Origin of the sequence: Caballeronia sp. LZ003, from assembly GCF_031451465.1 — a bacterium.
Taxonomy (GTDB): Bacteria; Pseudomonadota; Gammaproteobacteria; order Burkholderiales; family Burkholderiaceae; genus Caballeronia.
This window is the reverse complement of sequence record NZ_JARUXJ010000003.1, coordinates 1,052,825-1,065,978: the sequence shown is the minus strand read 5'-3', so window position 1 is coordinate 1,065,978 and position 13,154 is coordinate 1,052,825. Positions and strand designations below refer to the sequence as shown.

The following is a 13,154-nucleotide window of genomic DNA, read 5'->3' as shown; positions in this document are numbered from 1 at the left end:
TCATGCTCATGCAGATCAAGACGATTGGCGCCGCCGCGTGCGACGCCGAGCGCGAGGTGGAAGCGGTGCTTGCAAGGATCGAACCGTGGTCGGGCCGCGCGTTGCGCTATGCGCCCGTGTTGGGCGGCATCAGCAACACGAACTGGCGCGTGTGGGTCGACGGCGAAGCGCAAAGCTATTTCGTCAAGGTGCCGGGCCGGGGCACGGAGCAGTTCATCGACCGCAAGGCTGCGTTTGCCGCAAGCCGGCTCGCGGAGCAGATCGGCATTGGTCCGCGTCTTTACGACTATGCTTTCGAGCAGGGCGTGGAGATCAACGATTTCGTCGAAGGCCGCGCGACCTGCTCGAACCGCGACTTTCTGGAGCGCAACGTGCGCGCTTCGGTCATGCACGCGTATCGCACGCTGCACGGCGCGCCGCCATTGCCGCTCACGAAGACCATTTTCGATCTGATCGATGAACACGTCGCGCAAGTGCATGAAGTAGGCGGCACGCTGCCCGCCGACTTCGCGCTGATTCACGCGCGCTATCGCGAGGCGCGCGCGGCGCTGGAGGCATCGGGACTGGATATCGTGCCGTGCTTCAACGATCCCATGCCGGGCAATTTTCTGCGCGACGACGCGGGTACAATCTTGCTTATCGACTACGAATACGCATCGAATAACGACCGCTGTTATGACATCGGCGCGCTCTCCGGCGAGATGTTCTTCACGGCCGACGTGGAAGCGGAACTGGTCGAGACATACTTCGGCCGCGTGAGCAACGACGTCATGGCACGCGTCACCGTGCACAAGGCGCTCGCCGATATCAAGTGGGCCACTTGGTCCATGTTGCAGAACGAAATCTCCACGCTCGATTTCGACTACGCCAAATACGGCGCGTGGAAGTTCATGCGCGCGCGCTCGGTGATCGAGGCGCCGCATTGGCAAGACTGGTTGCGCAGCCTTTGAAGAAAGTCATCGAGCGTTACGACCGTCCAAAAGAAAGGGCGTGCTCTCGCACGCCCTTCAAGTCGCCACGCAGCGAATCAGACTTTTGACAACCCCCTGGGACTGCAGCGCTTTATGTGATTGACGATCGCCTGAATCAGCGGCAGTCTCTTGCACAATCAATCCGTGACCAGATTAACGACCGAAAGGTCGCGGACTTGAGAAAACTTGCGAACGCCGGTTCGAAATTCAACGCTCAAGTTTCACGCATGGCGTGACGATAGCGCCACGCCCTTGAGCAACATGTCCAGATCGTCCGCGTTGAACGGCTTCGACAGCACGGCGACACCGAGCCGTCGCGCCTGTTCGAGATGCTCCGCATAACCCGTCATCAGCGTCACGGCCTGCTTGGGGCGTTGCCGCTTGATCCATTCGACGAGGCCGATGCCATCGCAAGTTCCGGGCATCTGGATGTCGGACAGAACGAGGTCGAATTCGAGGCCTTCTTCCAGCACCTTGAGCGCGGCATCGCCGGAAGGCTCGTGGCGCGCGCTCCAGCCGAGCACATCGAGAACGGCGACGAGCCCCGCCGCCACTTCCTCGTTGTCTTCGACGAGCAGGATGGTGGACTTCGCGCCGCCCGGTTCGATGGCACCCTCGCGCTCCGCCGGCGATGCTTCCGTGACGCCCGCCGTCCAGTGCGGAAGGTAGAAGAAGATTGTGGTGCCGCGCCCGACATCGGTTTCCACGCGTGCCTTGCCGCCCGCCTGTTCGGCCATGGCGAGCACTTGTGCAAGGCCGAGCCCGGTTCCCGCGCCAGCCTGCTTGGTCGTGAACAACGGCTCGAACGCGTGCTGCGCGACTTCTCGCGTCATGCCGGTGCCGCTGTCCTGGCAGGAGAATTCGACATACTCGCCGGCTTCGAGCTCGTAGCGCCCTTGGGATAACGCCACGTTCCTGCAGCGAACGATAAACGTGCCGCCTTGCGGCATCGCGTCCTTTGCATTGACCGCGATGTTGATGATCGCCGAAGTGATCTCCGACGGATCGACCTTGATCGGCCACGACGCCTCCGCCACTTCGATCTGCACGGCGACCTTGCTGCTTACAGCCGAGCGGATCAGCGCCTCGGTTTCGAGCAGCCACGCGCCGGGTAGCAGCGTCTGCATCTGCAACGGCTGTCGGCGCGCCACGCTCATGAGACGGCGCGCGAGCGCCCGCGCGCTCGTGGAGGCGCGCTCCACTGCATCGATCTCGTTCTTGACGCCGTTGTAGTTCTTGCGCCGGACGATCTCCATGTTGGCCGTCACGACCATCAGCAGATTGTTGAAGTCATGGGCGACGCTCGCGACGAGATTGCCGAGCGCGCCCATGCGCTGCATCTTGCGCGTGGCTGCTTCCGCCGAGCGGCGCCGCGACAGCTCGCGCCGCCAGTTCTGCCAGGAGGTTTCCTCCGCGCGAAGACGCCACAGCGAAAACACGATCAGCACGCACAGACACATGCAAGGAATCAGCGCGACGGCCACGAGGGACATGTCGTCGCGCAACCAGTTGCTGACCACATCGTCGATTGCGTAGCCGGCGGAAACGTAGACGGGGTACTGCCCGGCGCGCCGGTACGCGAGCATCTTGCGGGTGCCGTCCAGCGGCGAATCGATTTTGATGATGCCCTGTTCCGCCCCTCGCGCGAACGCGGCCGCGAGAGGCTCGTGCTTCGGTGGCGGGTTCGCCAGACGTGGCGCGGGCAGGCGAAGCAGAATGCCGCCATCGGCGCGATAGAGGCCGACCGTCAACGCGGGCGTTTCGGCGATGAGCCGCTGATAGAACTGCAGCAAGTAGGAGCGATGCAGGGAAACGACGATGGCGCCGAGAAAGCGCCCGTCGGGAGCGGTCCGGGCGGCGAGCGTGTTCACGATATCGGTGCCCTGAACGCGGCCGCGCTCGGGCAGCGAGACATAGAGCTGCGAGGAGGCCGCGCGCGTCGCCATGAAGTCGCCGCGGTCGCCGATAGAGACGTCGGGCGTCGGGGAGAAGCGGCTGCTGACGATCAACTGGCCGTTTTTATCGACGATGGAGAGCGCGACGACCTGCGGATGATTGGCGACGAGCGCTTCGAGTTTCCTGTGCAGGCTTGCCTGTTCGCGCAGAATCTGCCGCTCGTCAGCCGTTCCGACCACGTCCTGGACGCGCGAGATGAGGTCGCGATTCGAGTCGAGCAGATTGGTGAGTTTCCCTTCCGCGACCCACGCCAGCCGATTGAGTATCTCCGACTGCTCCGCGACCGCACGTTCGTAGGTGTAGTAGGCGTAAAGCGCCGACAGACTCAGCGGCACGACCACCGAGGCGGTCAGCGCGAGGACGAGCCGCCGGCGGGCAGCCCTGAAATTGAGCGGAGGAAACGAAACCCGGTCCGACGGGTCCGAATGTTGAGTCGCGAACTCAGTCATTAAACACCCCGGTCACGCTAAGGGGAGTCATCCGACGCCGGCACATGTTTGCGCGAAACATCGATTCAAATTCCTTGGCGGTGGCGCGCCCGCGACCTCCTCCCCGTATCACGCCTGGTTCCTAGCTGCGGATGTTCGCTCCGCTAAGCTTGCTCGCATCGTGCCGAAGGGGGCTTTGTCAGGCGAACGGGGAAGGTCTGGACGTCGTAAGACGTACCTACTATTTCATAATACTCATACGGTTGATGGTAGCACGGCTTGTTGCCGACTTAATTGCCTGTGGTTTTTTGATTGCTAGGCGGCAGCGGAATGGCCGTGGCGCTTGGCTCGGGCTCCGGTAAACTCCGCGTTCATCGTTTGGCCGGCACGGGCTCAAAAGTTGCGCAATCTGGCCGTAAACCTTGATGCGAGCCGCGCGGACAGCGAGCAGAAGTCCGCTAAACCGGCTCTTTAGCAACGAATAAGAAAGCGAGTCGTCGAGCGTCGCGTGGCGGGGTTCGGCAGGAGAGAATCGTTGGGACCGTGGTTCAAGAGGAGCGTCCGAGCAGAAAGCCCGGCATCGTGGGTCGACAGACACTCGGTGCTGGTTGCGCTCGGCGCGACACTGGCGAGCGTCATCGTGCTGATCGCCACCGTCGCGGTGCTGATCTCGAGCCGCGAGGAAGCCATCGCGAAGGCGCGCCGCACGTCGGCGAACGTCGCGGTGGCGCTCGCGCGCGACATGTCGAGAAACCTCGAAATCTACGATCTCTCGCTGCAGGCCGTCGTCGACGGCATGGCGGACCCAACCATATTGAAGCTGCCGCCTGAACTGCGCCGGCAGATTCTCTTCGACCGTTCAACCACCGCCGCTTATATCAGCGGCATCTATGCGCTCGACGAACACGGCCGGATCGTGCAGGGCCGGGCGCGGCTTCTTCCGACCGTCGATCTCTCCGACCGGGATTACTTCACGGTGCATCGCGCCAATCCGAATGTCGGGCTCTTCATCTCTAAGCCGTACGCGTCGCGTCTGCGAAACGGCGCGCCATCGATTGCCCTCAGCCGGCGGATCTCCAAAGCCGATGGCAGCTTCGGCGGTGTCGCGCTCATCTCCATCAACCTCGATTACTTCCAGCAACTGGTGGATGACATCAGGCTCGGCCACGAAAGCGCGGCGACGATCGTACAGAGCGATGGCGACATCGTCGCGCGCAATCCGAAGCTGCGTCCAGGCAGCGTCAGCAGCATTCGCGGCTGGCCGATCTTCTCGAAGATGTTCGGCGTCGAGAGCGGCTCGTTCGACGCGCGCTCGCCCGTCGACAACGTCGACCGCATCATGACGTTTGCGCGCGTGCGCGGCAGCAATCTCGTGATGATGGTGGCGCTCGGAAAGGACGACGTGACCTCGGAGTGGCAGCAGCACTCGCTCATCATCGGCACGCTGGTGGTGGCCGTGGCGGGCGCGTTCACCATCGTGGTCTGGCTGCTGGTCTTCGCGGTGCGCCAGCGCGACGCGGCGCAGGCGAAGCTCGTCGAGATCGCGGACACGGACGGTCTGACCGGCGTCGCCAACCGCCGCAAGCTCGATGCGGCGCTCGACGAACTCTGGACCTCGGCGGCGCGCGAAGGTTATCCGGTCGCGCTGCTTTTCGTCGATGCCGATCGCTTCAAGGCTTACAACGACACACACGGCCACGAAGCCGGCGACCGGGCGTTGCAGTTCATCGCCGAATGTCTCGTGAAGCATGCGAGAGGACCGCACGATCTAGTCGCGCGCTACGGCGGCGAGGAGTTTGTCGTGGCGCTCGCCGACTGCACCCGCAGCCGCGCGGAGGCGGTGGCGGAGGCCATGCGTATCGATGTGGCCAATTCGAACGGCGCGCGACTTCGCCAGCAATTTCCTCCGACGACCGTGAGCATCGGCGTGGTGGTGGCTCGACCCGATAGCGGCTCGACTATCGACGACGCCATGCGCCGCGCCGACGAAGCCTTGTATGTGTCGAAGAGCGGCGGACGCAATCGCGTGACGCTCGCGGCTGTATCCGAGAAACGGCGCGGCGAACCGGTCGGCACCGCGCCTTGATGCCTGACGCCTGATGCTTCAAATCGATTCGCGCGAGGCCGCATGCTCGACTCGCGCGAGATGAAACGCGCGCCGCAACTCGAAGCCAAGACGTTCATACAGACCGATAGCCGCGAGATTGTCGCTGAACACGTGCAGGAACGGTGTCTCCGCGCGCGCCTCGATCTCTCGTTGCAGGATCTGCATGAGCCGCCCGGCAAGGCCTCTGCCGCGATGCGTTTCATCGACACATACGGCGCTGATCTCGACGTAACCATCTAGATGCAGGCGTTCACCGGCCATTGCAATGAGCCGCCCGTTGTCTCGCACGCCGATGTAATTGCCCGTCTCGCGGGTCCGCACGGAGAACGGCCCGGGCCGCGTTCTTCCGGCAAGATCCAGCATGTCGTCGTTATCTGCCTGCGTGAGTCGGATCACATCCAGCTTTTCGACGCTTGCGGCTTTGGGCGCTTTGCGAGTGTTCGCGACCATCTGATGAAGGATGCCGACACGCGTTATCTGCAAGGCATCGTATGACGGCAAGGGCTCCGTGGAGAGCAAGGCCACTTGCTGTCCGGGCTGCAGAAGGCGGTGAAGGGCGGCATACGCATCCGGCGTTGCGGTTGCCAGCGCGGCGAACGGCGCGACGTCGGGATGATATCGACGAACGAGCGTGTCGCCGAGCGCGAGGTGTGCGTGTCGGGTCGTCAGCGCCTCCCAGATAGGGCGGTCGAGGTCGGTAGGTTTCGGATGGCTCATGGGCGCTCCAATGGCGTGTGATTGCCGTGCAGTCTAGACGGCCCGGGCGCACGGGGCTATAGTCGCAAATGACATTATTAGCACTATTTGCGACATGAGACTGGCAATCCTCGCGCTCGATGGCCTGTTCGACACCGGACTGACCGTGTTTCTCGATACCTTTTCGATGGCCAATGAAGTGGCCGCCGCGCAAGGGTTCGAGGCCGCACCGTTCGAGGTGAGGCTCATCGGCATGCGCAGACGTGTTCGCACCGCGCATGGCTTGTCGACTTCGGTCGAATTGGCGAGCAGCGCGCCGTCGCCGGACTGGATCGTCGTGCCCGCGCTGAACGTGAGGCAGCCGGAGCGGCTTGCCGAGGCGCTCGAGCGTCGCGACACGCGCGAGGCGATCGCTTATCTGCAAGCGCGGCACGCTGCGGGCGCGGGCGTAGCGGCGGCGTGCATCGGCACGTTCATATTGGCCGAAGCCGGTTTGCTCGATCATCGCAAGGCCACGACCACATGGTCGCTTGCACCGTTTTTCCGACAGCGCTATCCGGCCGTCATGCTCGACGATTCGCGCATGGTCGTCGCATCGCAAGGCGTCGTCACGGCGGGCTCCGCAATGGGTCATCTCGATCTCGCGTTATGGTTGCTGCGTCAGGCGAGTCCCGAACTGGCGACGCGTGTCGCTCGCATGATGCTCATCGACAAGCGTGCGTCGCAGGCGGAATACATCATCCCCGATCATCTCGCGCATGCCGACCCTTTGGTCGCGCGTTTCGAGCGATGGGCGCGCGACAATCTCGCGGCGGGCTTTTCGCTTCAGGCGGCGGCGAGTGCCTTGTCGGTCGGGCCGCGCACGTTGCAGCGCCGTACCGAGTCGGTGCTCGGCAAGTCGCCGCTGGCATTCTTTCAGGATTTGCGCATAGAACGCGCGCAGCACCTCGTCGCTATCGGCTACGACATCGAGAAGATTGCAAGCGAAGTCGGCTATGCCGATACGGCGACCTTGCGCACCTTGCTGCGCCGCAGGCTCGGCCGTGGCGTGCGCGAGTTGCGCGCCGGGCGATAACGCCAGGCATCGGGCGACCACGAACATAAAACCGGGAGACGGCATTGACACAGGGACACTCGAACTGGTTCGTGCGCGCGCGGCTCAAGACGCGCCAGCTCTTGTTGCTCGCCGCGATGGAGGAAGAGGGCAACGTGCGCCGTGCCGCCGATGTCCTCGGCATGACGCAGCCAGCGGCATCGCGGCTTCTGAAGGAACTCGAAGATGTGCTGGACGTGCGTCTCTTCGATCGCACGCCGCACGGCATGCAGGCGACGCTCTACGGCGAAGTGATGATCCGTCATGCGCGCATGGTGCTGTCGAATCTCAACAAGGCGCAAGACGAGATTGCCGCCTTGCGCGCCGGTCTGGTGGGCGAAGTGCGCGTCGGCGTGATCGCGGCGGCGGCGGCCAGAATGGTTCCGCTCGCCATCGGACGCGTGAAGGCGCAGTATCCGCAACTGCAAATCTGGCTGCAGGTGGAGACTTCCGATGTCATGCTGCCGCTTCTCACGCAGGGGCAACTCGACGTGATGATCGGCCGCGTGCTCCAGCAGCACGTGCAACTGAAGCCCGCCGTGCAATACGCGCCCATCGCCGATGAACCGCTGTGCGTGGTGGTGCGCCCCGGGCATCCGCTCGAACAGACTGCGGGGCTCACCATGAGCGGTATCGCCGACGCCGAATGGGTGCTGCATCCGCCGGGGAGTGTCTTGCGGCATCGTATCGACATGGCGTTCGCGGAGCTTGGGCTGAACCCGCCGCGGAATGTGGTCAACACCAACAACTTTCTGGCGATATCGAGCCTTCTGTTGCAGAGCGACATGCTCGCCGTCATGCCCGATGAAGTGGCGCGGCAATACGAGCGCTTCGGCACGCTCAAGCGTCTTGCAATCGACCTGCCTTGCCGCATGGATGCATTCGGCATCATTACGCGGCAAGCGCATGCGCTTTCGCCCGCGGCGACCGTGGTGCTGCATGCGCTTCACGACGCCGCCGCCGAAGTATACGGCGTATCCGCCGATGCCCTGAGCGCCTGACCGGGTAAGCCCGAATCGCGTTTTCCACTATATCAACATTGGTATCGGGATCGCTGAATAAGTGATTGGACCATCATGGGAGTGAGGGCTAACCTTGCCCGGGGCTCAGCCTGAGCCTTCGACCCCGGACTTCGAGCCGCGGCGCACATGATCCAATCAGGAGACAGCCATGAAACAGACCCGACGCGCGGTGCTCGGCGCAATGCTTGGTTCGGTGCTGGTACTCGCCGCGAGTGTGAATGCACACGCCGACGACAAGAAGATCACGCTCGGCTTCGCACAGGTCGGCGCGGAAAGCGCCTGGCGCACGGCCAATACGGTCTCGGTCAAGTCCGCCGCGAAAGACGCGGGCATCAACCTCAAATTCTCCGACGCCCAGCAGAAGCAGGAAAATCAGATCAAGGCCATACGCTCCTACATTGCGCAGAAGGTCGATGTGATCGCGTTCTCGCCGGTCGTCGAGTCGGGCTGGGAGCCGATTCTCATCGAAGCGAAAAACGCCAAGATTCCCGTGATCCTGACCGACCGCAACATCGACGTGAAAGACAAGTCGCTCTATGTGACGATGATCGGCTCGGACTTCCTCGAAGAAGGCCGGCGCGGCGGCAAGTGGCTGGAAGAACGCTACAAGAACGAGAAGGGGCCGATCAACATCGTCGAGTTGCAGGGCACGGTGGGATCGGCGCCGGCGAACGACCGGCGTGCGGGTCTGCTCGAAGTCATCAAGAACGATCCCAAGTTCAAGGTGATCGCCTCGCAAAGCGGCGACTTCACGCTCGCTGGCGGCAAGCAGGTCATGGAAGCCTTCGCGAAGACCTACGGCAAGCAGATCAACGTGGTCTACGCGCATAACGACGACATGGCGCTCGGCGCCATTCAGGCAATGGAGGAGGCGGGCATGAAGCCGGGCAAGGACATCACGGTCGTCTCGTTCGATGCAACCAAGGGCGGTTTCGACGCCATGGTCGCGGGCAAGATCAACGTGGATGTGGAATGCAGTCCGCTGCTCGGCCCGCAGTTGATGACCGCGGTGAAGGATGTGGTCGCGGGCAAGGAACTGCCCAAGCGTATCGTGACCGAAGAGACCATTTTCCCGATGAGCGTCGCCGCGGCCACGCTGCCGCAGCGCAAATACTGAAGCTCGGGCGCCATCGCACGTCCATCGCGCCATCATGTGAGCGCGATGGACGACTCATTCCCTTTCCGGCGATATCCATGACCGACACACCCGTGCTCGAAACCATCGGTTTGTCCAAGTCGTTCCCCGGCGTGCGCGCACTGCACGACGTCGATTTTCGTTTGTTTCCGGGCGAGATTCATACGTTGATGGGGCAGAACGGCGCCGGCAAATCGACGCTCATCAATGTGCTGACGGGCGTCCACGAGCACGATGCAGGCGAGATCCGGCTCGGTGGCAGTCCCGTGAATTTCGCCGCGCCCATGGAAGCGGAAGCCGCCGGAATTCGCACGCTCTATCAGGAAGTGAACCTGTGTCCGAATCTCTCGGTGGCGGAGAACGTCTTCGCCGGCAGGCAGTTGAAGCGGCATGGCGCGATCGACTGGAAGAGCATCCACGTGCGGGCGCAAAAGGCGCTCGCGGACCTCAACGTTTCGGTGGACGTCACGAAATCGCTCGATACGTATCCCATCGCCGTGCAGCAGATGGTGGCGATTGCGCGTGCCTTGTCGGTCGATGCGCGCGTCCTGATCCTCGATGAACCGACCTCCAGTCTCGACGACGGCGAAGTCACGCGACTCTTCGACGTGTTGCGCAAGCTCCGCCATTCAGGTCTCGCGATTCTCTTCGTGACGCACTTTCTGGAACAGACCTACGCGGTATCGGATCGCATCACGGTCATGCGCAATGGCGAGCGCGAAGGCGAATATCTCGCGAAAGATCTTCCGGTCGAACTGCTCGTGTCGAAGATGGTGGGCCACGAACGCATGACCGAGCGCCTGAAGCGCGCGGCTTCCGAGCCGCCCGCGCAACGAGGCGCGGCGGCGCCGTTTCTCGAAATGCGCGGCGTGGGCCGTCGCGGCTTGATGAATCCCGTGGATCTCGACGTGCAGCCGGGTCAGATACTCGGGCTCGCGGGCTTGCTCGGTTCGGGGCGCACGGAAACCGCGCGGCTTCTCTTCGGCGCGGAGCGTTCCGATGCAGGCGCGACGAAGGTGTCCGGCAAGCCGGTCAAGCTGCATTCGCCGCGCGATGCGGTGCGTCAGGGCATCGGCTATTGCCCGGAGGATCGTAAGAAGGAAGGCATTGTCGCGGACCTGTCGATTCGCGAGAACATCATCCTGGCGCTTCAGGCGCGGCTCGGGCTTTGGCGCTGCATTCGGAAGGCGAAGCAACGCGAGATCGCCGAAGACTATATCGAGCAGCTAGGCATCAAGGCGCGCGATGCCGAGCAGCCTATCGGTCTGCTCTCTGGCGGCAATCAGCAAAAGGTGCTGCTCGCGCGCTGGCTTGCAACGGAGCCGCGCATGCTGATTCTCGATGAACCGACGCGCGGCATAGACGTGGCCGCGAAGTTCGAGATCATGGACCGCGTGCTCGCGCTCTGCGCGAAAGGGCTCGGCATTCTCTTCATCTCGTCCGAAGTGAGCGAGGTCGTGCGCGTGAGTCACCGGATTGCGGTGTTGCGCGACCGGCGCAAGGTCGCCGAGGTCGCGGGACATACGACCTCGGAAGACGAGGTGTATCGGCTGATCGCGGGAGGATCGCAATGAACCGTATCAAAGGTGTCTTGCAGCATCCGCTCGTGTGGCCATGCGTGACGCTCGTCGCGCTGTGTCTGCTCGATCTGGCGCATAACCCGCGGTTCCTGTCGATTGCCATGCTCGATGGCCACCTGTTCGGCGCGCCCGTCGATATCCTGAATCGCGCGGCGCCGCTCGTGCTCGTCGCGCTCGGCATGACGCTCGTGATAGCGACGCGCGGCATCGATATCTCGGTGGGCGCGATCGTCGCGATTGCCGGCGCGACGGCCGCCACGATCCTCGCCGACGATCCTTCCCGCGTGACGCTTGCCATCGCGGCGGCGCTCGCGGTCGGCGTTCTCGCGGGCATGTGGAACGGCTTGCTGGTGGCGTTCATCGGCATGCAGCCGATCATCGCGACGCTCATCCTGATGGTTGCGGGACGCGGCGTCGCGCAGTTGCTGACGGGCGGCCAGATCATCCCGATCGGCGCGCAGGCTTATTTGATGGTCGGCGGCGGCTATCTGGCGGGCGTCCCGTGTTCCGTGTGGATCGCGGCGGGCGCGCTCATCCTCACGGCGCTTCTCGTCGATCGCACCGCGCTCGGGCTTTTCATTCGGGCTATCGGCGTGAATCCGGTTGCAACCCGGCTCGTCGGCTTGCGCTCGAACGTGATCGTGTTCGGCGTGTATGCATTCTCCGGATTGACGGCGTCCATGGCGGGCATTCTCGCCAGTTCGAACGTGCGCAGCGCCGACGGCAACAACGCCGGTCTCCTGCTCGAACTCGACGCGATTCTCGCCGTCACGCTCGGCGGCACTTCGCTGCTCGGCGGGCGCTTCAGTCTTGCAGGCACGGTGCTCGGCGCGCTCATCATCCAGACGCTCACCTACACGACTTATTCCATCGGCGTGCCGCCCGAAGCGACGCTCGTGGTGAAGGCAGCGGTGGTGCTCGTCGTCAGCGTGATTCAGTCGTCCACCGCGCGCGCCGTGCTGATGCGGCAGTTGCGACGCGTCTTTCCGTCCGCTTCGAAACAGCCGCTCGCGGAGGCATCCCGATGAAAAGTTTCTTCGACCGTCTGACGGACCCGCGCATCTTGCCTATCGTCGTCACCGTCGTTCTGTTCGCGGCTCTGTTCGGCTTCGGCTCGGTGATGTACACCGGCTTCTTCTCGCTGCAAGTGCTGCTCGGCTTGCTGATCGACAACGCGTTCTTGCTAATCGTCGCCATTGGCATGACGTTCGTGATCGTGTCGGGCGGCATCGACTTGTCGGTCGGCTCGGTCGTCGCTTTGACGACGATCCTGTGCGCCGTGTTCGCCGAACGTCTGCACTGGCCGGTGTGGATCATCGTGCCGCTCGTGCTGGCCTTCGGCGCCTGCTATGGCGCGGCGATGGGCGCGCTCATCCACTTCTTCAGGCTGCAACCGTTCATCGTCACGCTGGCCGGGATGTTCCTCGCGCGCGGCGCCTGCTTTCTCATCACGACGCAATCCATCACCATCACCGATTCCACGTTCCGCGCGCTGTCCGCCTTTCATGTGGATGTCGGCGGCGCGTCGCTCACGACGGGCGCGCTGATCGCCCTCGTCACGCTGATCGTGGCGATCTTCGTCGCCCACTTCACGCGCTTCGGACGCAACGTGTATGCGGTCGGCGGCAATGAACGCTCGGCGCTGCTGATGGGCTTGCCCGTCGCGCGCACCAAGGTCGGCGTCTATGCGCTCTCGGGTTTCTGCTCGGCGCTCGGCGGCGTGGTGTTCACGCTATACGTGCTCTCGGGCTACGGACTGCAAGGGCAGGGCATGGAACTCGACGCCATCGCCGCGACGGTGATCGGCGGAACCTTGCTCACGGGCGGCGTGGGCTATGTGATCGGTTCGGTGTTCGGCGTCGGCATTCTCGGCACCATCCAGACCTTGATTACCTTCGACGGCACGCTCAGTTCATGGTGGACGCGCATCGTGATCGGCGCGCTTCTGTGCGCGTTCTGTCTGCTGCAGCGAGTCATCGAACGTCATGCCGCGCGCCGTAAATCGAATGGGACGAAGCTCGGCGAAGGCATCGGATCGAAAGAGCCGCGCACGCCTTTGCCGCCCGATGCCGCGAGCAAAGCCGAACCGCTCGCGATGGTCCCCAGAACCTGAAGCACGCACATAAGCAGCACATAAGCACGCACACCCTGCCACCCTCGTCGAGA

Annotated in this window: 10 protein-coding genes; 8 read left to right on the top strand and 2 right to left on the bottom strand. The window is 63.4% G+C overall.

The features are described 5' to 3' along the window. The first annotated feature begins 2 nt into the window (after nucleotides 1-2). Nucleotides 3-950 (top strand): phosphotransferase, encoded by a 948-nt coding sequence (locus QCE79_RS22230; RefSeq protein WP_309848012.1) that lies wholly within the window; start codon nucleotides 3-5, stop codon nucleotides 948-950. 242 nt (nucleotides 951-1,192) lie between these two features. On the opposite strand, the gene QCE79_RS22225 is transcribed toward QCE79_RS22230, so the two are convergent. Next, nucleotides 1,193-3,376, bottom strand: coding sequence for an ATP-binding protein (locus QCE79_RS22225; protein ID WP_309848010.1), 2,184 nt, complete (start codon nucleotides 3,374-3,376; stop codon nucleotides 1,193-1,195). A 514-nt stretch (nucleotides 3,377-3,890) separates the two neighbouring features. On the opposite strand from QCE79_RS22225, the gene QCE79_RS22220 reads away from it, so the two are divergent. Next, nucleotides 3,891-5,441: a sensor domain-containing diguanylate cyclase gene (locus tag QCE79_RS22220; protein WP_309848008.1), complete on the top strand. Its 1,551-nt coding sequence runs from the start codon at nucleotides 3,891-3,893 to the stop codon at nucleotides 5,439-5,441. Nucleotides 5,442-5,459: 18 nt separating this feature from the next. Here the strand turns inward: QCE79_RS22220 and QCE79_RS22215 are convergent, their stop codons facing one another. Next, nucleotides 5,460-6,179 (bottom strand): GNAT family N-acetyltransferase, encoded by a 720-nt coding sequence (locus tag QCE79_RS22215; RefSeq protein WP_309848006.1) that lies wholly within the window; start codon nucleotides 6,177-6,179, stop codon nucleotides 5,460-5,462. 94 nt (nucleotides 6,180-6,273) lie between these two features. Here QCE79_RS22215 and QCE79_RS22210 point away from each other — a divergent pair, with 94 nt between their 5' ends. The 6 genes from QCE79_RS22210 (at nucleotide 6,274) to yjfF (ending at nucleotide 13,101) form a co-directional block, all read left to right on the top strand. Beyond that, the gene (locus tag QCE79_RS22210; protein ID WP_309848004.1) at nucleotides 6,274-7,233 is read left to right on the top strand and encodes a helix-turn-helix domain-containing protein; all 960 of its coding nucleotides are present in this window, start codon (nucleotides 6,274-6,276) and stop codon (nucleotides 7,231-7,233) included. Between the two features lie 44 nt (nucleotides 7,234-7,277). Beyond that, nucleotides 7,278-8,252, top strand: coding sequence for a LysR family transcriptional regulator (locus QCE79_RS22205; protein WP_250494288.1), 975 nt, complete (start codon nucleotides 7,278-7,280; stop codon nucleotides 8,250-8,252). Nucleotides 8,253-8,454: 202 nt separating this feature from the next. Next, nucleotides 8,455-9,390 carry an ABC transporter substrate-binding protein gene (locus tag QCE79_RS22200; RefSeq protein WP_370652268.1) on the top strand — a complete coding sequence of 312 codons (936 nt, stop codon included), beginning with the start codon at nucleotides 8,455-8,457 and terminating at the stop codon, nucleotides 9,388-9,390. Between the two features lie 77 nt (nucleotides 9,391-9,467). Continuing rightward, nucleotides 9,468-10,982 (top strand): sugar ABC transporter ATP-binding protein, encoded by a 1,515-nt coding sequence (locus tag QCE79_RS22195; protein WP_309848002.1) that lies wholly within the window; start codon nucleotides 9,468-9,470, stop codon nucleotides 10,980-10,982. Further along, entirely contained in the window at nucleotides 10,979-12,016 is a 1,038-nt protein-coding gene (locus tag QCE79_RS22190) for an ABC transporter permease (RefSeq protein ID WP_250494290.1), read from the top strand. The genes QCE79_RS22195 and QCE79_RS22190 overlap by 4 nt, the downstream gene beginning before the upstream one ends. Next, on the top strand, nucleotides 12,013-13,101 hold the full coding sequence (gene yjfF / locus QCE79_RS22185; RefSeq protein WP_309847998.1) for a galactofuranose ABC transporter, permease protein YjfF: 1,089 nt from the start codon (nucleotides 12,013-12,015) through the stop codon (nucleotides 13,099-13,101). Before QCE79_RS22190 ends, yjfF begins: the two co-directional genes overlap by 4 nt. Nucleotides 13,102-13,154: the final 53 nt, after the last annotated feature.